This window comes from Carboxylicivirga caseinilyticus (assembly GCF_050589785.1).
Classification (GTDB): Bacteria; Bacteroidota; Bacteroidia; order Bacteroidales; family Marinilabiliaceae; genus Carboxylicivirga; species Carboxylicivirga caseinilyticus.
On sequence record NZ_JBNGOX010000029.1, the window covers coordinates 25,900 to 47,076 of the forward strand.

The window sequence follows — 21,177 nt, forward strand, 5'->3', positions numbered from 1 at the left end:
CTTTTAAATTAGTTGAAAATATATTTGATACCAATAGAACCATACCAACATTGACCCAATGAATAGCTTGGTGTAAATGTTTGTGTATTACCATTAATAGAAGAAGGTGTAGAGAATGTAGCAACACCATCAGCATCAACTCCTTCATATTTTAAGATACGAGCTTCTGAACCAATTTCAGGATTCAGATATTTAGCTACACCCCAACTAGAGTTGAATAGGTTCATAACGTTTTTGATATCTAAGCTAAGTTGTAGCTTGTGTTTAGTATTGCGTGCTTTAACAACAAAATCATGTTTATAACCAAAATCTACACGGTGTACCCATGGTGAATAAAGACTATAAGCTTCTGCATACTTACCTTGATTATCTTTTAAATAATCATTGGCATGTACATAGTCCATAAAACGTGTTTGATCATCAGCTGAAACAAAACGGAAGTCTCCGTTTGCAACCTCACCGTCAGTTGGAATATAAATCGCATCGTAATTGTAACCATCGCTATTTATATCATTAACTGTCATATATGAGTAGTTAGCTCCACCTCTCCATCCTTCATAGATTATGCTATAGTGGTTACCACTCTTATCGTGAGCTGTAAGCGATGCTACCAAACGATCAGGTGTAGTATATTGTGAATTGTGTAACTTAATGTTGTTAGGACCCTCAACGGTAGGAACATAAGTAAATGCTGATTCAGGGTTAGATCCTGGCATTCCAGTTACATCCTTAGCTACTGTGCGAGTATATGCTGCCATTACGCTAATCCATTCAGCAGGTTTTGCATTCAATGTAACGTTAGCAGACCAACCATAACCTTTACTGGTATTTTCTAAAACAAATGCCTTAGTATTTGTACGGTACCCGGCAGGATAAATAGGACGATTATCAACCCCATTGAAACGAGCAAAACCACCAACACTAGGAATACTCCAGTCTGAAATAGTAACACCGTTAATTGTTTTGTTGTAGATTCCTTCTACTGTAGCAGAGAATGGAAATGATGTTGGGAAAGCATAGTCAACAGCAATTGATGTTTTCCATACTTGTGGCATTTTAAAATCAGAAGATACACCAGCAATTGAAGAAGGAACAGTTCCATCTTCAGAAGAAATGGTTGAAGGGTAACCTAAACCTATTAATTTTTCGTAAAGTGCGTCCTTGGTAAGTAAACCACCAGCAAATTCATCCATCGAGAATCCTCTGCTAGCTGCATTCGCTGCATTAATTTGTGCCTGATATTGCACCATACCACCGTTGGTTGGCATATTAGTAAAGAACACAAGTGGTAAATTACCTGAGAATAAACCTGTACCACCTCGTACTTTCAAGCTCTTATCTCCGAATGCATCCCAAACAAAACCTACACGAGGTGAAAATATAATATCTGCATCAGGCCATTTTCCTGTATCAACATTGCGACCTGAATAATCAATATCTTTAATAGCTTGATTTGTTAACAAATCAGCGTTATTAAAAATAAGTGCATCTAAACGAATACCATATGATAATTTGAATTTCTCACTAACGCTCCAATCATCCTGAGCATAAACTCCAAATTTGCTACTTCTTACACGAGCTGCAGGATTACTTTCTCCATCATAACCATAAGTTAAGTTTACAATTTCAGGAGTTGCTTCATTCATGAAATCATCAAGACTTGAATAGCGATAATATCCAGTACCATTACGCATATAAGCATTATCTGCCATCTTATACTCGTAAGCAATACCACCAAAAATTTTATGATTACCTAAATAATAAGTCATCTCATCTTTAATATTCACAACATCATTGTGAACTCCATTATTCCAGGTAAATAACTCGTAACCTAAAGAAAGGTAAGCCTGACCATCTTTCAAAATATCAATAAAAGGAAATGGTTCTGAATCAGTTCCACGAACATCGTCAAGTTTTGAGTATGTTGCCAAGAATTGGTTCGAAAGGTTGTCTGAAATACGACTATTTAAATCGAAAGAGAAAGAATGAACTAGATTGTCCATCGAATACATTGAGTTTGCATATGACATAGAAGCTTGTGACATACGAGCCTCAGACATACGTGTACCTCCATCCATTGAACTTGCATTTGGAGATCTCCATGAAGTATTCTTTGTGTAGTTATAGCGTAATGCTAAACGATGTTTGTTTGTGATGTTCCAATCAATACGACCTAATAATTTAGTGTTGCTTTCATCCGCAGGAAAATCAGTGTAAGATCCGGTATCGTAACCATATTTAGATTTTACAAAATCAGATACCATCTGAAGATCACTTTCAGTTGTTCTTGAAATATAATTGTCAGCATCCGCAACACCGTCAGTTGAAGCTCTCCAACGGTTGGCAATTGTAGGCGTTTTAGATCTTTCAGCATTAATGAAGATAAACAATTTATCTTTGATGATAGGACCTCCAAAAGTTAAACCATAGGTAGTATTACGATCCTTTTCGCGAGCTCCGGCGATTTGCACACCTTTAACAGCATCACCACGCAAATTTTCATTTCTATGAAAAACATATGCACTTCCTTCAAAAGTGTTTGTACCAGATTTTGTAATGGCATTAACACCACCACCAATAAAGTTGGTTTGTCGCACATCATAAGGAGCAATTACAACCTGTAATTCTTCGATTGCTTCAATTGAGATAGGATTACCACCACCAGGAAGAGCATCACTCAAACCAAAGTTATTGTTAAAATTTGCTCCATCAACAGTAAAGTTAGCAGTACGACCATCTGAACCAGCAAAACTCATACCGTTACCTCCATAAGGAGAAAGACGTGTAATATCCCCAATACTGCGGCTTACTGTAGGCAAATTAACTATCTGATCATTTGTTACATTAGTTACTGCTCCGGTTTTTTCGTTTGTGAATTTTGTTCGAGTAGCCGTTACAAGAATTTCATCTAATGATTTTGATTCATCGGAAAGAACAACATTCATTACATAGTTTTCACCTAAGCTTAATGTAATATTGTTTTGTATGAAGTCGCCGTATCCAATAAACGATACTTTTACAGTATAAGGACCACCAACACGCATACCGTTTAAGTTAAATCGTCCTTCGGTGTTGGTTACTGTACCATAAGTTGTTCCAGAAGGTGTGTGAGTAGCAATTACCGTTGCACCTATTACGGCTCCTTGTGCATCAGTAACACGCCCCCCCATACTGGATGTAGTTACCTGTGCATTTGTTTGCAAAATGAATAATGCAAAAAGCATAATCATACATGCAAATAACCTAAATACTTTTTTCATGATAGATTAATTTTTTTATTAGAACGTGTGTAATTGAAATACTTTTTCAAAAATTCCAATTAGTTACACAACAAATTGGAACAATATTGGATTTAGTCTATTTACGTTGCAAAGTTTAAGTCTTGAACCGAATGGTCGGTTTTCTAAATATTAAAATTGTGTTAATTTAATTTAAAATGCCAATTTAGGTTTTAAAAGAAATTAACAATTAAGCCAAATTTATCAACAATGATCTTTCTGACTTACAATCATTAAGCAAATCTAACTGATTTGTTTTCGTGCTACTCCATCCCAATATAAATCAAAAGCTTCATCAAATTCATCTTTGAAACTTTTGAGCGGTTTAGAGAGCGAAAGAAAATAATTGGCCATTGCACGGGTAAAGGCAAAATCAAAATAGGCGATCATGTCAGTTTTATAACCTTTTAGAACACCCATATTCACCTTCTGCATGATATTTTTTCTTGGACCTTCCAATGTATCCTCTACTCTACCAAAATGCACTTTTATATATGGACTGGTCTCAAAAATATTTATGTAGTAGAACTTTGTTGGATTGCTAATAAACCATTTAACAATTTTACTAAAAACACGTTTGGAATCTTGTTTAGGATCTTCACTGGATGATGAATCAACACATTTTTCTTCAATTTCGAACATTAATTGTTTATAGATGTCCACAATTAATTGATCCTTACCTGAAATATGATGGTACAATGTACCTTTTGCTATTCCTATTCGCTCAATCAATTCGTTAACCGAAGCAGTAAATCCTTTGGCGACAAAGAGCTCCATCGCTCCCTGATAGATATCAGCTTTCTTACTCATTAATTATGTTATATAAGTGCATTTTCAAGTGTCAAAATTAGTTAATTTTTATTAGCCTGATTAACAAGCACAAAAAAAACTCCGCTAAAATTAGCGGAGTTAATATAACGATTAAAAATAAATCTATTCTAATTCCTTCCAAACCAACGCACTAGCACCAACAATTGCGGCATCACCAGCATCTAATTTAGATGGTAAAACTTTAATTTTATTTTTAAATATCGGTAATAAATGATCTTCCATACTTTTAATGGTTGGTTTAAAGATCAAATCACCAGCAGCAGTAGGGCCTCCAAACAAGAAAACAGCTTCCGGACTCAAATGATGAACTGTATCTGCAATACCTTGACCTAGATAGTGACCGGTCAGTTCAAAAACTTCATTCGCAACCTTGTCTCCTTGCACTGCTGCATCATAAATCATTTTTGAATTCAACTCTTTATATGATTTATCTGCCAATAAACTATTGTTTGCATTGTATTTAACCAACAACTCAAATGCTGTACGTTTCATACCCGGAGCAGAACAATAGGCTTCAAGATGCCCTAAAGCTCCACAACCACATAATCTACCACCAGGCACTAATGTTGTATGTCCACATTCTCCGGCAAAACCGTCGGCACCATAAACCAAATCACCGTTTACTACTAAACCTGATCCAACACCGGTACCTAGGGTATACATCACAAAGTTTTTCATGTCTTTGGCTCCACCATAGATCATCTCTCCGATGGCTGCAGCATTGGCATCATTTGTTAATGCAACTGCTTTCAAATCGTCAAAATGCTTCTTTAATAATTCAACCAAAGGAACAATACCTTCGAATGAAAGGTTTGGAGCATATTCGATAGTTCCATTATAGTAGTTACCATTAGGAGCACCAATACCGATACCTAAAACTTCAAGGTTTTCGTTAAGCATTTTGGCATTGGTAATTAACTTACGAATAGCAGCTGATAAATCCTGAATATATTGGTCAATATCTCCATGATCAGGCGTTTTGATATTATCTTTTGTTAATACGTGTCCACTTTCATCAACAACGCCAATGGCTGTATTAGTTCCGCCTATATCTACACCTACTGATACTTGTTTCATTGTATTTTAGTTTTTATGCTTGATTTAAATTGATTACTCAACAGGGATTTCTGTATTTACGTTTTTACTACCAATTAAAGAGTAGTATAATAAATATGCCAAACCTAAGAAAGGAACCCAATATGACATCATGTATCCAACGTTATCTGCTACAGCGTTTTGAACCAGTGGTAAAATTCCTCCACCTACTACCATGGTCATAAAAATACCAGAAGCAGAAGCTGTAAATTTACCTAATCCTTCAACAGCAAGGTTGAAAATACCACCCCACATTACTGAAGTGCAAAGACCAATTAGAACCAAATACATTGCACTGATAGGCACATTAGCCATACCAAATGATAAACCGGTTGAAGAACTTTGAAATACCGGAATTGATACAGTTGACGTAATTGGAGAAATAATAGCCATAAATGTCAAAATCATACCTACTGCAGATGCTGCAACTAACATACTTTTACTGGATACATGACCTCCAATAGAGGCACCAACAAAACGCCCCACTAACATTAGTAACCAATAGGTAGCTGCTACAGTTCCTGCTGTTGCTGCATCCAATCCACCAGCACTGGCATCTGCTAAAAAGAAGTTCAGAGTTCCAGGAACACCAACTTCAACACCCACATAAACACCAATACCAATCGCACCCAACACAAAGTGACGGAACGACCATGCACTGTATTGAGATTTTTCTTTTACTTCCTCACCAGTATTCATATGAGGCTCAGGAATGTTTACAAAAGCAAGTACAACTCCAACAAGAGCAAAAATACCCATTGCTGTAAACATTACAGGATTCACATCTTTAATAGCAGTATTTTTGGTTACTTCACCAACCAACATACCAACCAACAAAGGAACTGAAGTACCCATCAAAGAGTTAAATGTTGCTCCAACCTGTAAAAGTTGATTCCCCTTTTTGCCTCCACCACCAAGAGTGTTAAGCATTGGATTTACCACAACATTTAAAATACACATTGAGAAACCTGCAATAAATGCACCTAACAGATACACAATAAAGCTTTCAGCAACTCCTGACATAAACTGAATACCAACACCCACAAATCCAACAACAATTCCTAATAATGCTGTTTTTTTGTATCCAATTTTCTCCAGTAATTTACCGGCAGGAATACCCATGAATGCATACGCTAGAAAGTTGGCGAAATTACCCAACATTCCTAAAAAGTTAGAAGCCTGAAATTGTTCCTTAACTACAACACCCATTGGTGCAGCCAAATTGGTAACAAAAGAGATCATACCAAAAAGTAAGATCATCATTACTATTGGCAAAGCATAATTCTTACGCTGATTCATAATAGTTCTTTTAATACTTATATAGGTTATTAATTTACCGTGTCCTCTCTCTAACAGACACTAATGTTAACTTTAAATTAAAATGCTTGATTTCAAACAGCGAAAAATACCAAAATGATTTTTAACATCTTCATAAAATGATTCTAAATAAGCAAAAAACCTCATAAAACAGCATATATTATCAAATCCACTAAAGGTTATAACTTCACTACAATAACACTTAGATCAAACATGAGAAATACAACACTAACAAGCAATAATTCTGACAGATAGATTGAATATTATTAATTACGAATAATAAACAAAAATATATATGACATAAGCATTCTCACTAAATAAAACAAAAAAGGCAAAGTAATTACTACAATGCCTTTCTATTTGTTTAATTTATTTATTTCCTATTCTACATCAATACTGGCTTTAAATTCGCTTCCTTGTGTATTTGTACCCAGTAATGTTAAAACATACGGTCTTTCCAGCTGATCTTCTTGTAAACTACGAAGATCAAAACTTAGAAATCCTGAATATGAATATCTCCAGATATCATCATTGTCTTTATGATGAAAAGTTAATACAATTGTGTCATTTGAAGTTTGTAAATCGTAGTCATAACTGGTATTAAAATAATGCGATTTACTGCCAGATGCCCAAAATGTAAAATCAACATTTAAATAATTGCCTACTGCATATAAATTATTGATCTGAACACCATCATAACCTAGAGTATCCTTATTTTCTTCATTTATAAAGATGATATCCTTCGTAGTTATATCTGTTACAGATGAAAGCACTACAAAATATTCATAATCCAACACATCTTCATCACTTTCTTCATAAGAAGAAAACTCGATAAGAACTCTTTTGTCTTCTTCAAATTCATATTGACTGGGTAATGTCTGAGTAATAAATCTATCTCCGGAATCTGAAGTGAACATATAATAATCACCATACATTGATGTAACACAGAGCAGTCGATATGTGTAAGGCACTGTATCCATCTCTTTCATACAAGAAGATAACATCACAAATAACGATGTCAATAAAATAAAAAACCTACTTCTGAACTTCATTTTCTAAATTTTACCTTTCTTAAATACAAAACTGTTTTATTGTAATCAAGATGAAAAATCTGTATTATGGTTGCTTAATAAGCAAAAAAAAAGACTGCCTTGGCAGTCTTTAAATATTTTTAGTTTTCCAGATATGTTATTTTCAAATCAAATATGGTAGTAATATAACTGGAGTTTGCATTTATTGTTGATGGTAAAACTACCCTACATTCACCTCCATAGCGCATATTTAATATTGCTTCGTTCACTCCTTGAGGAATTCCAAGCGAACTGGCACTGTATGAATCGCTTTTAGGAAAGGTTGTATATAGAACAGGTGAATTTGAATATTCGTTAGATGTATAATAAAACATTCCCGGAAAGTCTTTCTCGGCTATGGTATCAGTATATATTAAAACCTGATATTGAGTATAACGATATCCAACACGTTTATATAGTTTAACAGAGTCACCTTCACCAATTTTTGTATGAAAAAGCATCATACCTGAACCATCACGATTATCAACAGTATCTATGGCTTCGGCTGTAGATTTTTCCAACCATGTTCGTTCAACATTATCAACTGTGTCTATAATATTTGCATAAAACTCATTCAGTAATTTCATTTCACTATCAAGATATTCCTGTGGGCTTGTATAACTATAAGGATCATCACAACCAATAAAAATTGTCAATGCAATTACAGCGACAGAAAGAAAGCTATTATAAATTACTTTGTTTATTAATGTTTTATTCATCTTTTATTATCATTTAAAGGCTAAGGTAACCATTGCACAAAGAAAGTTAATTTTAGGTAATCTTCAAACCATAAATTATATTCTGCATCACCTTACTTTAATTTTTCGATGCGAAGAACTTTCACATCATATCTTAAAATACTCTGACTGGGTATTCTATTACCATCTCCAGCCAATCCATGAGCTAAATGAGGAGGAGCAATAAACTGAATACTGTCGCCTTCACCAACCAGCAATAATGCTTCCTGCACAGCAGATTCAATTTCTCCCTTTCCGACTACTATTGTCCAGATACCATCTTTATCAGACGAATAACATTCTGTACCATCAAGAAGTGAGACCTTATAATCGAGATAGGCAATCTGATTTTTTTCAGCATTAGAACTTATTGAATCTGATACAATTCGATACCAAAGTCCAGTAGGAGTTTGTTGCATTTCTATCTTATAATCTTCAAGATATTTTTTAATAACATCAGACTCAAGTCCCAACAATTTACGGTTATGTTCCATTAACATATCCCTGGTTATCACCACTTTTTTCTTTTTATTATCATTCTTACAAGATGAAATAATTATCAATAATGAGATAATAAAAAAGAAAGTCAGCCTGTATTTTTTAAGATTAAAAACCATTTTCGTCACAAAATTCCTTTAATACTACTTTAAAACGCTCAACAGTTTCCGTCAACGATAACTTTGACTCTCCGCCTGCAGCATTAAAATGGCCTCCTCCACCAAAATACTTCTCACTAAATGCGTTTGCCGGGAAACCATTTCGGGAACGGAAGGATATCTTAACAAGGTTGTTTTTTTCTGTGAAAAAGGCTGACATTTGCACACCTTCTATCCATAAGGCCTGATTCACAAAACCCTCTGTATCACCCGGTTTAAAATTGAATTGATGTAATTCTTCTTTACTCAAATCAATATATGCAGCTTTTTGTTCGGGTAATCGTTGCATTTTAACCCCTAAAGCATGTCCCAATAAGCGCATTCGGTCAAACGAATTGTTATGAAATAAATTTTGGTGAATATTTTCCTTATCAATTCCCATCTCAAGTAATTCAGCAACAATATGATAAGTTTGAGGCCTACTTGAGTTATAATTAAGCGCACCTGTATCCGTCATAATACCGGCATAGATACATTCTGCAGCTTCCTTTGTAATGCTCTGTTTAAAACCACTTAATGACAATACATGATAAAGTAACTCACACGTAGAAGAAGCTTCGGGTACACTTATCTGCACTTGGGCTGTATCTTCTTCCGGAAATGGATGATGATCAATCATAACACGGGGAGTAGTATCTTTTTCAAATAAAGGCTGCATTAACTTAATACGCGACAATGCATTAAAATCAAGAAAAACAATCAGATCAGATCCTTCAATCAATTGATTTGCTTTTAATAACTGCTTGTCAAAAATTAAAACATCATTAACACCATGCATCCAGTTTAAAAAATCAGGAAACTCGTTGGGTGAAATCACAGTGACTGATTTACCCATATTTTTTAGTGTGTTCAACAAACCAAGTGAAGCTCCTAATGCATCACCATCCGGATTATTATGTGGAACAATTACTATATTTTGAGAGTTATTAACGTAGTTTTTAAAAATTTCTACTTGTGATTGATCACTAATATTCATCATTTATTTTATCTTAGAGATTTACAAAGATAGAATAAATGAAGTGATTCAAGTAATACCTAAATCTATAGTTTAACCGTAGTAAAAAATTCTAACGCACATGGCAGGAAATAAAACACTTACAATGATTAAGCCAGGAGCTGTAAAACATCGTCATATCGGAGCTATTGTAGATATGATTGAAAAGGCAGGATTCCGAATTGCAGCTATTAAATCAGTAAAATTATCGCATGAAGACGCTGAAGAATTCTATGCAGAACATAAAGAACGTCCATTCTTTGGAGAATTGGTTGATTTTATGAGCTCAGGTCCAATTGTGGCCGCTATTTTATTAAAAGATAATGCAGTGGCTGATTTTAGAAAATTAATTGGCAGCACCGATCCGGCTGAAGCGAGGGAAGGAACTATTCGAAAAATTTTTGCCATCAGTAAATCAATGAACGCCATTCATGGTTCTGATAGTGACGAGAGTGCCGAACGCGAATCAAATTTCTTTTTCAGTAGAAAAGAATTATTGGAAAAGGAACCATAAAATATTAAAACAGAAAATAAAGTGTTGAAACCAATACTGGTTCTGATACATTTAATCTATAACTTTTAAATAAATAACATTTACAATCATACCTGAACCTCCCATCATGGGAGGTTTAGATTATTAATTACTCAACTTAATTGTAATAAGTAGATCTTAAACCTAATAACCCAAAAGCCTTTACTGAAAGTTTTCATAAAATATTTCAACAGAAATTAAATTCTAAAAACCAGATTATTCGTGTTGAATATTACGGTTTTAATAGTATTTTAATTAAGAATTCAGGTTAACACTTAAAATCATTTATTTAGGATGGAAGCTTTTAAATTTTCTTCAGATCCCATAAAATCAGTGTTTAATATTTTTAAACATAGAAAACATCAATTCTCAGAATTATTTAAAAGCATCACCGAAAATCCATTAGTTGGAGTATATATACTTCAGGATAACAAGTTTAAATATGTTAGTGAAGGCTGGTCTATTATTACCGGATATTCAAACAATGAAACCGTTGATAAGATGGAAACGTTGGATATCATTGTTCCTGACGATATAAATAGCCTGAAATCATATGTAAATAAACGGATGTCGGGTGTTATAAAAACAGCTGACAGTCAATTCAGAATCATCAGAAAAGATGGTGAACAGGCATACGTTAAAGTTTTTGGAAATCTAATTAATTATAACGGGAAAAAAGCTGTTGCCGGAATTTTAATCGACATCACTCAGCAACATGCCATTGAGCAGGAATTAAAAGATAATGCAACGAAATACAAAAGCCTTGTTGAGAATTCATTGGTAGGCGTTTATTTAATTCAGGACAACCGTTTTAGGTATGTTAACAATCATTTTTGTGAAATCTTTGGATATGAATGTGATGAGATTGTTGACATATTAGATCCACCCCTTTTGGTTCATGACGATGATAAGGAAAAAGTTGCCAATAATATCAAAAGAAGATTAAATGGAGAATCAGGCTCTCTAAAATATGAATTTAAAGGTTTAAGAAAAGATAATTCTACTATTTATGTCCAGGTACTCGGAACCACAATGATATATAAGAACCGGGCAGCTATCATGGGGACTTTAATTGACACAACGGACCTAAAATTAGCTGAAGATGCCTTAAAGGAGAGCGAACATTTATTTCAGATATTACTTAATCTGGCTCCTTATCCAATAAGTGTGACTGATGAAAGCCTGCGTCATCTTATCGTTAATAAATCATATTGCAATATTTTTAAAATAGAAGAAGTAGATGTTTTAGGCAAAACTCCACATGAGTTAAATTTTCTGGATGAAGAAAAATACTACAGTAATATCAAAGAAATGGTCCTTAACTCCAATAGAGTTGATAATTGGGAATTAGCACTGTTTAATAATGATGGAGAAAAAAAGCATTTTTTATATTCATGTATAAAATTATATTATAAGGATTCAACTCTAATAATGAACACCTTTATTGATGTTACAGAGAGCAAAATTACCCAGGAAGAATTAGCCAGACATCGCAATAATCTTGAAATTCTGGTTAAAGACCGTACTGATGAATTGAATAAACGAAATCAGGAGTTAAATAATTCAAACAGACTTCTATTAGAACAGAAAAAAAATCTTGAGATCACACTAAAGAATTTACATACTGCCCAGCAGCAACTCATCCAATCCGAAAAAATGGCGTCTTTAGGTCTCCTATCGGCAGGTATTGCTCATGAAATTAATAATCCCTTGAACTTTATAATGGGTGGCAGTTTGGCCATTGAAAATTATTTAAAAGAAAATCCGGGAAACAATATTGTAGAGGCACAAACCTACTTAAACGCCATCAACGAAGGAGTTAACAGAACAGCTGATATTGTTTCTAGTTTAAATCATTATTCCCGAAAAAATGACATGGAACGAACATCCTGTCAAATAAACAATATTCTAAATAATTGTTTAACAATGCTTAAAAGCAAAATTGATTCTAAGACAGAGATAATAAAGAATCTGTCTCCCACCTTGCCAAACATTAATGCAAATGAAGGACAACTTCACCAGGTTATGCTAAACATTATTAATAATTCGATACAGGCAATTGATAATCATACTGGTAAAATCCAACTTGCAACTAAAGTTGATGATGATCAAATTATTATTGAAATTTTAGATAATGGAAAAGGCATTTCTAAAGAAGTGATAAATAATGTATTTGATCCTTTTTATACAACAAAAGAACCCGGTGAAGGAACCGGACTTGGATTATCAATTAGCTACAATATAATTAAGGAGCATAATGGAACAATCAAAATAAATTCTGAACCTGGTGAATGGACCTGCATAGAAATCACATTACCAATAAAAGAAACAACCAATGGATAATAAAGGAAATAAAATATTATACGTTGATGACGAACCTATGAATCTTCTGCTATTTAAGGCTTTGATAGGTAAAAAATATGAGGTACATACTGCCGCTTCCGGATTTGAAGGTCTTCAATTACTAGAAACGAATCCTGATATAAAACTTGTTTTTAGCGATATGAAAATGCCTGAGATGAACGGTGTCGACTTTATTACTGAGGCAAAAAAAATTCATAAAGACAAGCATTATTACATTGTTACGGGTTACGAAGTCAATAATGATATCAATAATGCCATTAATGCAGGATTGATTTCTGCTTCATTAAAAAAACCTTTCAATCTTGATCTTATTTTTAAGACCATTGAAAAAGATTTATAACAATAAGAAGAAATTAAGATTAGTACGAAGTAAACAAGTTTTAGAATTTCTATTTAAGAACCAAATCGAGCACAATCTCCTCTCCTATAGCCTGATTCAGGTTCACAATAATACGATCCTTCCACATTAGTAATTCATTACGAAGTACACTTGAATTAAGTTCAACATACAAAGTGCCTCTATACATATATATTCGTTGAGTTGAACGCGCTACGGCAGGTCCCAGTACCCGCTCCCAGTACTGAACAGCACGATTCTCCATTAAGCCCTGGTTAAGCTTTTTCTCCTTCAAATACTCTTTTAATATCTCGCTTATAGGCTGAACTGCTTTTCGTTTCATGATTCCTGATTGATTTCCTGAATCTCACCGGATTCAACGTTAAACATCTTAAAACTCTTACCGGTTTGTTCTACTGTATCCAATAAAGTCTCACTGCTGGTATGAGTTATAAAGATCTGATTAAACATATCCTCACTAACCAGTTGTAACAAACGACCACTACGCTGACTATCCAGCTTATCGAATATATCGTCAAGAAGAAGTATGGGTTTAATACCATTATGACGATGTATAAATTCGTACTGCGCCAGTTTTAAGGCAATTAAAAAAGTCTTTTTCTGCCCTTGAGAAGCTATTTTTTTAATCGGATATCCTGATAGCATCATTTCAAGATCGTCTTTATGAACACCCTTGGATGTATAACCCAGAATTAAATCTTTTGACCTGTTTTCGATTAGCTGCTTTTTTAGACTTCCTTCCTGCAGGTTTGAAATATAACCCAATGATATTTCTTCATTACCTGCCGAAACATATGCATAATGCTTTTGAAACACAGCAACCAGCTCTTTAATAAATGCATCCCGTTTAAGGTAGATTTTATCCGCTAATGAAGACAATTGCTCATCCCACAGATCAAGCATATCCATATTGCGATTACCACTATCTTTCATCGACTTTAATGTGGCATTTCGTTGTTGTAACGAACGGTTGTAACGCATCAGATCTTCGAGATAGGGTTTGTCGTACTGCGAAATAACTCCATCAATATATTTACGACGCAAATCACTCCCATCATTGATCAGCTGTTCATCCGAAGGCGATATCATAACCAATGGTAAGAAACCAATATGATCTGACAATTTATTATATTCTTTTTTATTGCGTTTAAAATGTTTCTTCTGAGACTTTTTAAGTCCGCAATAAATCTGTTCATCTTCATCCTGACGCCAATATAGTCCCTGAACCACCATAAATTCCTGTCCGTGCAAAATATTCTGACTGTCAATGGAATTGAAATAACTTTTACAAAAAGATAAATAGTACAAGGCATCCAGCACATTGGTTTTACCTGCGCCATTATGCCCTACAAAACAATTTATTCCATCTGAAAACTCAATTTCAGCCTGGGCTATATTTTTAAAATTTACAAGATTTAGATGCTTGATGTGCATGAATCATATAATTTAGAACAAAAGTAATGAACGCTTTTAATGGATCCTTCTAATTTTTCAATTTAGATAGTATATTTTTTTCAACACTGCCCTAAAAATAAGAATCCACCTTTTGTTTTTTTGTTAAAAGAATTACATTTGCGTTTCGAATAAAATAAACGCAAAATATGTCAAAGCAACAAAAGGGCGCTCATGCAGATGAAAATCTGGAACATGTTGAGAGCGCATTGAGTAAAACAGAGCATTTTATTGAAGAGAACCAAAACACCCTTACTATTGTAGCATTGGTAATTATTGCCATTGTAGCTGGTTATTATGGTCTTTCTAAATTGTATTTCCAACCTTTGGAAAACAACGCTCAGAAACAAATATTTTATGCTCAGCAATACTTTGAGCAAGACAGTTTTAAATTAGCTTTAAACGGTGACGGTATCAATCCTGGTTTCATTGAAATCATGGACGAATATGGTTCAACTAAAGCTGGTAAACTTTCAGCTTTTTATGCTGGAGTTTCAAATTTACATTTAGGCAACTACGAAGAAGCAATTTCATTTTTGGGTGATTTCTCAACAGATGATGAATTAATTGCTGCTACAGCTGCCGGTGCAATGGGTGATGCTTATATGGAATTAGGCAAGACTGATGACGCCATCAGCCAATACAAAAAAGCAAGTTCTTACGACAACAACCTTACAGCACCAACTTATTTAATGAAATTGGGTATAGCATACGAAACTGCCAATAACAAAGAAGAAGCAGTTAAGGCTTACACAACTATTAAAGATCAATACAAAACTTCTTCTGAAGCTCGTCAGATTGATAAATACATTACAAGAGCTGAATTGAAGTAAGAAAAGATAAAGCTTATTTAAAGAGGTTGCTTGATACTGTCGGCAACCTCTTTTATTTTTGTAATAAAATTAAAAGCAATGGCAACAAGTTTAAAAAATTTATCAGATTACAATATCGAAGATGTTCCGTCTGCCGAAACCATGAAATTTGGTATTGTTGTATCGGAATGGAATACAGAAATTACCGAAGCATTATTCAATGGCGCATTCAACACATTAATTAAGCATGGTGTTAACAAAGAAAATATCATAAAAAAATATGTACCCGGAAGCTTTGAGTTAACAGCAGGCGCTAAATACATAGCCGAAATGACTGACGTGGATGCTGTTATTTGTTTAGGGTGCGTAATCCAGGGCGATACTCCTCACTTCGATTATGTATGTTCAGGCGTAACTCAAGGTATCACACAATTGAATCTTCAGTTTCCAATTCCATTTATTTTTGGTGTATTAACCACATCAAATGAACAACAGGCATTAGACAGAGCCGGAGGCAAACATGGAAATAAAGGTGACGAAGGAGCAATTACAGCTATTAAGATGGTTCATATGAAGCAATCATTGAAAGCTTAATCCATACCACAATATATCAAAAGCACTTTGAATATTATTCAAGGTGCTTTTTGCATTAAATAAAGCCCTTATTGACCACTTTTTGGCGTCAGATAAATTTTCCATTATTCTAATACTATTACCCATAAAAAAGCCATTAATCTTTCTCACTGGATCATTTGCATTCCATAGCTTTTTATATTGCCTTATCTTTTTCTCTACTAACCAAATTTGATTATGAATACTATTTATAGTATCCCTTTTAACATTATTGGTTGTATCTGATGAATTAACTTTTTCGGGTTGAAAGAAGTACATTGGATCAAAAAATAACTGCATAAACCATTCAGTAAGCCATTCTATTTTGCTTAAATAAAACTTTTCCATAGCTTAATTATTTTAATTAATAGATTTAAAAATTCTATTTTTTGGGATTAAACAAAGAATTTACAATTGCAATATTACGTTGGTTTACATATATTTATATAATTAATTAAGCAGAATTTTTCTATTAATTTTTAGCTTAATAAATAATTAAGCTTAACTTTTAGCTTAATTATTTACTTAATATTTATAAATTTGCTTAATTATCTACTTAATATATGTCCTTTAATCCAAACCAACATATAATTATTAAATGTGCATTGCATCTTATGAACCAATGGCCGAGTTATATGGATGGTATTGATCGTATATTTGGTTTTTGGCCAGATTACAAGTCAGACTATCAAGGAATAGAATGGACAAGAAATAAAGAAGAAGAAGTACTGGAAATTAGTAATGAAATTCAGGAATTTTTAAATAGTGAATCAAAACTCAATAGCAGTTTCCAATGGCTTAATGCCAACCGTTTACCATTCGTTACCATTGAACAACCCAAAATTGGTCAATTAGACTTGTTTACTGAATCAAAATATTTAGTTCTTCATGTTAAGCAGAAACTGGGAAGTAAAGATTCTAATGCACATTTCTATTTATTCTTCAGGGATAATAAAAGTAATTTTGGAATCACAGAAAGTAAAGAAAGTTATACAACTTCCGAAAAAGCAATTATAGGACGATTGGCAAAGAATTATGCAGATAGTATTGTATCTAACTATTTAAGCAACATTTCAAGTACCATTCAATTCAAAGAATCCACCCAAAAACTTCTGATAACCAAACAAGAAGAGAATGAAGCTCAAAATAATGATTTTTATAAATGGAATAATTACTGGATAGATGATTATTTATACAGCTTAAGCAAAAGAGATGGCTTTAATTATGTTATACATGAAAATGTTAGGAACATACTCTTTGAGAAGTGTAAGGATCTGGAGCAATTGAAAGAAAGTATTACGAATAGCCTTGTTTACATTTGTAACATTAAACTTGCTGAGCCAGGTGACACAATAGAATTAATTCCAGCTTATTTAATCATTGTATCGCCAGTAAACTTTTCTGATAAAAAAGAAATTGTCATAAATAATCGAATAAGTAAAACGGTAGATTTATTAAACAGACTTGAAAAATCAGCACTTCTAGTACTAAATACTGGTAATAGTCTAACAAGTGCAGAAGTAGGTAAAAACATGGATCGTGCTATTACTGCACCAGCAATTAGTGATGCATTAAAGAAAAATAAAGTACGTATTTTACAACTACTCTCCGAAAATCCTGGTCAATGGCCAACGATACGAAAACATTTTAAGCCAGTAGTTAATCTATTTGAAAAAAACAGTGATAAACTAAGTGGCACATCCTAAGTATTTTAATGAGATATTTTTTAAAATAAGCTCTTTTTTCAATCTAATTATTTGGTCTCTTATATTGAATAATCTATATTTGCAACCGCAAAAATGGGAAGATTCAGTAGCTCAGCTGGTAGAGCACATCCCTTTTAAGGATGGGGTCCTGGGTTCGAACCCCAGCTGAATCACTAAAGGCTTCGAAATTATTTCGAGGCCTTTTTTATTTATATAGAATCAATAATTAGAGTGTTTACAACTTTAATTCACATATGTAATCACTAAGATTGTTTTAATAAATACGTATCATTCAATAAGGAACAAAAAAAACCGGACATAACAATACATCCGGTTTAAGCTTTATAATTAATAGAAGTTATACCTGCATTGCTCCAATTAATTCTGAAGCACTCTCAAAACCATTTTCATCACAATACTGTTCTATCCCTTCAACGATTTTAACGGTAACCATTGGATCTATAAAATTAGCCGTTCCCACCTGAACAGCAGATGCTCCTGCTAACATAAACTCGATTGCATCGGTTGCATTCATTATTCCACCCATACCAACAATAGGTATTTTAACAGCTTGTGCTACCTGCCAAACCATGCGTATAGCAATAGGTTTAACTGCAGGTCCTGATAATCCTCCTGTTATGGTTGATAATACCGGGCGGCGAGTTTTAGCATTAACTGCCATTCCAAGAAGAGTGTTTATTAATGAGACCGAGTCAGCCCCGTTATCTTCAACAGCTTTAGCAATTTCAGCAATATCAGTAACATTAGGCGATAGTTTAACCATTAAATGCTTATCGTACACCTTACGAACTGCATTAACAACGGCAACAGCTGAAGGACAACTGGTACCAAAAGCCATACCACCTTCTTTAACGTTTGGACAGGATATATTTAATTCAATTCCAGGTATATTTTCTAATGAGTTTACAACTTTAGCCGTCTCAACATACTCATCAACAGTTGAACCCGAAACATTAACCAACATATTGGTTTTAATATCCTTAATCCTGGGATAAATAGTATCGGCAAAATAATGTACCCCTTTATTCTGTAATCCTACTGCATTTAACATTCCCTGCGGTGTTTCTGCCATTCGGGGATAAGGATTACCTTCACGATGGTTTAAGGTAGTTCCTTTGACCAAAACGCCTCCCAGGCATGAAATATCAAAGAAATCCATAAACTCTTCACCATAACCAAAGGTTCCGGAAGCAGTCATTACCGGGTTTTTAAGATTCAACCCGTTTAAGTTAATATTTAAGTCTACCATTTTAAATAAGTTGAGTCAAAAACAGGTCCGTCAGTACAGGTACATTTATTTCCATCAAGTGTATCAGCAACACAACATAAACAGGCTCCAAAACCACATGCCATATGATTCTCAAGAGAAACCTGACAACGTATATCGTGATTACGGGCGTATTTAGCAACAACTCTCATCATTGCATCAGGCCCACAGGTATAAATCCAGTCAATATCCGGATCCTGTGTTCTCATAACAGGATGATGTATCACATATCCCTTTGTTCCTGCAGATCCATCTTCTGTAGTAGTATAAACTTCCCCTAATTTTTTAAATTCATCCAGCGCAATTAGACCTTCTGAAGTGCGCGCTCCCAAAAGAAAGCGTGGTTTAATACCATTGGCTTTCAAATGTCGTCCCATAAATAATAACGGGGCAATTCCACAACCACCTCCAACAAGCAATACATCAGGCTTATCAGGTAATGAAAACCAGTTACCCAAAGGATAAACAAGATTACATTTGTCACCTTCCTGTAAAGCTCCCATTAAACGGGTTCCTTCGCCAATCTCCTGTATCAAAAGCTTCATGGTATTAGCCTCCTTATCTACATCATGAATAGATATAGGTCTGCGTAAGAAGGTATTGGGCCCGTTTTCAACTTTAACTTCCACAAACTGGCCAGGCATCATATGCGGAAGTCGGTCAGGATGTTTAAGAGTCAACACCACATACTCATGATTAAGTCGCTCATTACTGACAACAATAAAATCGTCTAAGTATTTCTTCATATCAATTAACTTGCTATTTCAAAGATCCATCAATAGTTCACATTTGTAACCATCAATAAATCGATGCAAATATACCAAAAAATAACGAGTTAAAGAGATTGAAAATTCTTTGAAATAATAGAATAGCAAACAGATTTCTACAAATTCGCGGATCAGGTTGCTTAATCTACTCAGGTTTATACTCTGTAAATGACTTGTCGGTATAAAAAACTATGATTCGCTCAATGTCTTTCTCCTGAGTAGCTTTATTCTTTTCAAAGGTTGGTTGAGCTATTTTAGGCATTGAAGTATATCCTGCCGGCTTTTCCATCTTAATATTAGGTTTCTCAGGCTCTTTTTTAACTTCTGAAGGCATAGATGTCATTGGTATCGACATTTGTCCCCCTGAAGGCTTATTCGAACCATTTTTAAGCATAGGTCCTTCACCCGTGATTAACCAATCACCATTAATATGTGGAAAATTAGAGATTAGTTTAGCAAGGAAATCTAAACCTGGTTTGTTTCGACCAGACATTATATGTGAAATACCTGAGCGCTGAACACCTAATATATCTGCCAGCCTCGAAGGTGTAAGTTTTTCGTATTTAAGTATTGCTTCTAAACGCTCTCTCATAATTATAAATGAAAATAAACACTGTTGTTTATGTATTTACAATTGTTAATTAGTTAAATCTAATAAAGTGATTACAATTGTAAGTCACAAATGTAATTTAATAAATTCATTTTATCAAAACTCTCTTAGTTTATTTATGTAACTAATGTTTCTTAATAGTTACAATTGTATTCGTCCAACAATACTCATAGTGTCTTCAGTTAATCCAGTCTTAAACAATTTTAAAATACAGATTAGATTACCGTTCATAACATATTGTATAAATGTTATTTAACAACTTCGTGTATCAAAATTTAAGATAAGAATGTAAAGGAGGATATAACGAATAGCTATAATTTAAATACCCTGAAAATTAAACGATTATAAAAGTAGTTAACTGATACTTTATATAAACTACTTATAACACTGGTTATGTGAGTTTTAAGTAATTTAAATTGTTATTTAATCTTATAATTCCTGACATTTATTACATATGTAGTCGATATAGTTAATGTAGAACTACATATAATAACGATATATTACTGATTATATGTATTTTATGTAATTATTTTAATATATATAGGTCATTTATAAATGTGTATATTATTATCCTTGTTTATTTACATGTGTATACTTAAAGTATTATTGGAGTTTGATCATTAATTTACATTTGTAATTACATATGTAAACACCTCTCTCCTCTTGTTATTCTCTTTTATAAATTGAAGTGTACTTGT

Annotated in this window: 20 protein-coding genes and 1 tRNA gene; 7 read left to right on the top strand and 14 right to left on the bottom strand. The window is 33.7% G+C overall.

The genetic code is table 11. The annotated features are described in order from the left end of the window. Positions 1-8: 8 nt before the first annotated feature. From ACRD62_RS14645 to ACRD62_RS14680, 8 genes are all read right to left on the bottom strand, one after another. The gene (locus ACRD62_RS14645) at positions 9-3,260 is read right to left on the bottom strand and encodes a TonB-dependent receptor (RefSeq protein ID WP_430820855.1); all 3,252 of its coding nucleotides are present in this window, start codon (positions 3,258-3,260) and stop codon (positions 9-11) included. A 261-nt stretch (positions 3,261-3,521) separates the two neighbouring features. Next, the gene (locus tag ACRD62_RS14650) at positions 3,522-4,088 is read right to left on the bottom strand and encodes a TetR/AcrR family transcriptional regulator (protein WP_321410465.1); all 567 of its coding nucleotides are present in this window, start codon (positions 4,086-4,088) and stop codon (positions 3,522-3,524) included. A gap of 123 nt (positions 4,089-4,211) precedes the next feature. Then, positions 4,212-5,186, bottom strand: coding sequence for an ROK family protein (locus ACRD62_RS14655; RefSeq protein WP_430820856.1), 975 nt, complete (start codon positions 5,184-5,186; stop codon positions 4,212-4,214). A 33-nt stretch (positions 5,187-5,219) separates the two neighbouring features. Further along, the gene (locus ACRD62_RS14660; RefSeq protein WP_430820857.1) at positions 5,220-6,503 is read right to left on the bottom strand and encodes an MFS transporter; all 1,284 of its coding nucleotides are present in this window, start codon (positions 6,501-6,503) and stop codon (positions 5,220-5,222) included. A 398-nt stretch (positions 6,504-6,901) separates the two neighbouring features. Beyond that, positions 6,902-7,573, bottom strand: a complete 672-nt coding sequence (locus ACRD62_RS14665) for a NigD1/NigD2 family lipoprotein (protein WP_430820858.1) — start codon at positions 7,571-7,573, stop codon at positions 6,902-6,904. A 119-nt stretch (positions 7,574-7,692) separates the two neighbouring features. After that, positions 7,693-8,310: a hypothetical protein gene (locus ACRD62_RS14670; RefSeq protein WP_430820859.1), complete on the bottom strand. Its 618-nt coding sequence runs from the start codon at positions 8,308-8,310 to the stop codon at positions 7,693-7,695. A 92-nt stretch (positions 8,311-8,402) separates the two neighbouring features. Further along, positions 8,403-8,945 (bottom strand): FKBP-type peptidyl-prolyl cis-trans isomerase, encoded by a 543-nt coding sequence (locus ACRD62_RS14675; protein WP_430820897.1) that lies wholly within the window; start codon positions 8,943-8,945, stop codon positions 8,403-8,405. Continuing rightward, positions 8,935-9,963: a DHH family phosphoesterase gene (locus ACRD62_RS14680; protein WP_430820860.1), complete on the bottom strand. Its 1,029-nt coding sequence runs from the start codon at positions 9,961-9,963 to the stop codon at positions 8,935-8,937. Before ACRD62_RS14680 ends, ACRD62_RS14675 begins: the two co-directional genes overlap by 11 nt. 97 nt (positions 9,964-10,060) lie before the next feature. Here ACRD62_RS14680 and ndk point away from each other — a divergent pair, with 97 nt between their 5' ends. The 3 genes from ndk to ACRD62_RS14695 all read left to right on the top strand — a co-directional run bounded on the left by ndk (position 10,061) and on the right by ACRD62_RS14695 (position 13,214). Beyond that, on the top strand, positions 10,061-10,492 hold the full coding sequence (ndk, locus tag ACRD62_RS14685; protein ID WP_430820861.1) for a nucleoside-diphosphate kinase: 432 nt from the start codon (positions 10,061-10,063) through the stop codon (positions 10,490-10,492). A gap of 312 nt (positions 10,493-10,804) precedes the next feature. Then, positions 10,805-12,853, top strand: coding sequence for a PAS domain S-box protein (locus ACRD62_RS14690; RefSeq protein WP_430820862.1), 2,049 nt, complete (start codon positions 10,805-10,807; stop codon positions 12,851-12,853). Continuing rightward, on the top strand, positions 12,846-13,214 hold the full coding sequence (locus ACRD62_RS14695; protein ID WP_430820863.1) for a response regulator: 369 nt from the start codon (positions 12,846-12,848) through the stop codon (positions 13,212-13,214). Before ACRD62_RS14690 ends, ACRD62_RS14695 begins: the two co-directional genes overlap by 8 nt. 49 nt (positions 13,215-13,263) lie before the next feature. Here ACRD62_RS14695 and ACRD62_RS14700 read toward each other — a convergent pair whose 3' ends face one another. Next, positions 13,264-13,554 carry a DciA family protein gene (locus ACRD62_RS14700; protein ID WP_430820864.1) on the bottom strand — a complete coding sequence of 97 codons (291 nt, stop codon included), beginning with the start codon at positions 13,552-13,554 and terminating at the stop codon, positions 13,264-13,266. After that, positions 13,551-14,666 (bottom strand): DNA replication/repair protein RecF, encoded by a 1,116-nt coding sequence (gene recF / locus ACRD62_RS14705; protein WP_430820865.1) that lies wholly within the window; start codon positions 14,664-14,666, stop codon positions 13,551-13,553. The genes ACRD62_RS14700 and recF overlap by 4 nt, the downstream gene beginning before the upstream one ends. Before the next feature lie 167 nt (positions 14,667-14,833). On the opposite strand from recF, the gene ACRD62_RS14710 reads away from it, so the two are divergent. Both ACRD62_RS14710 and ribH read left to right on the top strand, forming a co-directional pair. Continuing rightward, positions 14,834-15,517 carry a tetratricopeptide repeat protein gene (locus ACRD62_RS14710; protein ID WP_430820866.1) on the top strand — a complete coding sequence of 228 codons (684 nt, stop codon included), beginning with the start codon at positions 14,834-14,836 and terminating at the stop codon, positions 15,515-15,517. 78 nt (positions 15,518-15,595) lie between these two features. Next, positions 15,596-16,090, top strand: coding sequence for a 6,7-dimethyl-8-ribityllumazine synthase (gene ribH, locus ACRD62_RS14715; protein ID WP_430820867.1), 495 nt, complete (start codon positions 15,596-15,598; stop codon positions 16,088-16,090). On the opposite strand, the gene ACRD62_RS14720 is transcribed toward ribH, so the two are convergent. Further along, positions 16,076-16,456 carry a hypothetical protein gene (locus ACRD62_RS14720; protein ID WP_430820868.1) on the bottom strand — a complete coding sequence of 127 codons (381 nt, stop codon included), beginning with the start codon at positions 16,454-16,456 and terminating at the stop codon, positions 16,076-16,078. The two genes, ribH and ACRD62_RS14720, sit on opposite strands and share 15 nt — an antisense overlap. 287 nt (positions 16,457-16,743) lie before the next feature. Between ACRD62_RS14720 and ACRD62_RS14725 the strand changes: the two genes are divergently transcribed. Together ACRD62_RS14725 and ACRD62_RS14730 are read left to right on the top strand one after the other, a co-directional pair. Continuing rightward, positions 16,744-17,814, top strand: a complete 1,071-nt coding sequence (locus ACRD62_RS14725) for a hypothetical protein (RefSeq protein ID WP_430820869.1) — start codon at positions 16,744-16,746, stop codon at positions 17,812-17,814. A gap of 100 nt (positions 17,815-17,914) precedes the next feature. Further along, positions 17,915-17,987: transfer RNA gene (locus tag ACRD62_RS14730), tRNA-Lys, on the top strand. A gap of 185 nt (positions 17,988-18,172) precedes the next feature. Here the strand turns inward: ACRD62_RS14730 and ACRD62_RS14735 are convergent. The 3 genes from ACRD62_RS14735 to ACRD62_RS14745 all read right to left on the bottom strand — a co-directional run bounded on the left by ACRD62_RS14735 (position 18,173) and on the right by ACRD62_RS14745 (position 20,461). Next, complete coding sequence (locus ACRD62_RS14735) at positions 18,173-19,084, bottom strand: dihydroorotate dehydrogenase (RefSeq protein WP_430820870.1); 912 nt, start codon at positions 19,082-19,084, stop codon at positions 18,173-18,175. Then, entirely contained in the window at positions 19,078-19,848 is a 771-nt protein-coding gene (locus ACRD62_RS14740) for a dihydroorotate dehydrogenase electron transfer subunit (RefSeq protein WP_430820871.1), read from the bottom strand. The genes ACRD62_RS14735 and ACRD62_RS14740 overlap by 7 nt, the downstream gene beginning before the upstream one ends. 166 nt (positions 19,849-20,014) lie before the next feature. Next, positions 20,015-20,461, bottom strand: a complete 447-nt coding sequence (locus tag ACRD62_RS14745) for a helix-turn-helix domain-containing protein (RefSeq protein WP_430820872.1) — start codon at positions 20,459-20,461, stop codon at positions 20,015-20,017. Positions 20,462-21,177 lie beyond the last annotated feature (716 nt).

Excerpts from the sequence above, each read along its gene's own strand:
- ACRD62_RS14645 (WP_430820855.1), bottom strand. The coding sequence starts at position 3,260 with ATGAAAAAAGTATTTAGGTTATTTGCATGTATGATTATGCTTTTTGCA.
- ACRD62_RS14650 (WP_321410465.1), bottom strand. The coding sequence starts at position 4,088 with ATGAGTAAGAAAGCTGATATCTATCAGGGAGCGATGGAGCTCTTTGTC.
- ACRD62_RS14655 (WP_430820856.1), bottom strand. The coding sequence starts at position 5,186 with ATGAAACAAGTATCAGTAGGTGTAGATATAGGCGGAACTAATACAGCC.
- ACRD62_RS14660 (WP_430820857.1), bottom strand. The coding sequence starts at position 6,503 with ATGAATCAGCGTAAGAATTATGCTTTGCCAATAGTAATGATGATCTTA.
- ACRD62_RS14665 (WP_430820858.1), bottom strand. The coding sequence starts at position 7,573 with ATGAAGTTCAGAAGTAGGTTTTTTATTTTATTGACATCGTTATTTGTG.
- ACRD62_RS14670 (WP_430820859.1), bottom strand. The coding sequence starts at position 8,310 with ATGAATAAAACATTAATAAACAAAGTAATTTATAATAGCTTTCTTTCT.
- ACRD62_RS14675 (WP_430820897.1), bottom strand. The coding sequence starts at position 8,945 with ATGGTTTTTAATCTTAAAAAATACAGGCTGACTTTCTTTTTTATTATC.
- ACRD62_RS14680 (WP_430820860.1), bottom strand. The coding sequence starts at position 9,963 with ATGATGAATATTAGTGATCAATCACAAGTAGAAATTTTTAAAAACTAC.
- ndk (WP_430820861.1), top strand. The coding sequence starts at position 10,061 with ATGGCAGGAAATAAAACACTTACAATGATTAAGCCAGGAGCTGTAAAA.
- ACRD62_RS14690 (WP_430820862.1), top strand. The coding sequence starts at position 10,805 with ATGGAAGCTTTTAAATTTTCTTCAGATCCCATAAAATCAGTGTTTAAT.
- ACRD62_RS14695 (WP_430820863.1), top strand. The coding sequence starts at position 12,846 with ATGGATAATAAAGGAAATAAAATATTATACGTTGATGACGAACCTATG.
- ACRD62_RS14700 (WP_430820864.1), bottom strand. The coding sequence starts at position 13,554 with ATGAAACGAAAAGCAGTTCAGCCTATAAGCGAGATATTAAAAGAGTAT.
- recF (WP_430820865.1), bottom strand. The coding sequence starts at position 14,666 with ATGCACATCAAGCATCTAAATCTTGTAAATTTTAAAAATATAGCCCAG.
- ACRD62_RS14710 (WP_430820866.1), top strand. The coding sequence starts at position 14,834 with ATGTCAAAGCAACAAAAGGGCGCTCATGCAGATGAAAATCTGGAACAT.
- ribH (WP_430820867.1), top strand. The coding sequence starts at position 15,596 with ATGGCAACAAGTTTAAAAAATTTATCAGATTACAATATCGAAGATGTT.
- ACRD62_RS14720 (WP_430820868.1), bottom strand. The coding sequence starts at position 16,456 with ATGGAAAAGTTTTATTTAAGCAAAATAGAATGGCTTACTGAATGGTTT.
- ACRD62_RS14725 (WP_430820869.1), top strand. The coding sequence starts at position 16,744 with ATGGATGGTATTGATCGTATATTTGGTTTTTGGCCAGATTACAAGTCA.
- ACRD62_RS14735 (WP_430820870.1), bottom strand. The coding sequence starts at position 19,084 with ATGGTAGACTTAAATATTAACTTAAACGGGTTGAATCTTAAAAACCCG.
- ACRD62_RS14740 (WP_430820871.1), bottom strand. The coding sequence starts at position 19,848 with ATGAAGAAATACTTAGACGATTTTATTGTTGTCAGTAATGAGCGACTT.
- ACRD62_RS14745 (WP_430820872.1), bottom strand. The coding sequence starts at position 20,461 with ATGAGAGAGCGTTTAGAAGCAATACTTAAATACGAAAAACTTACACCT.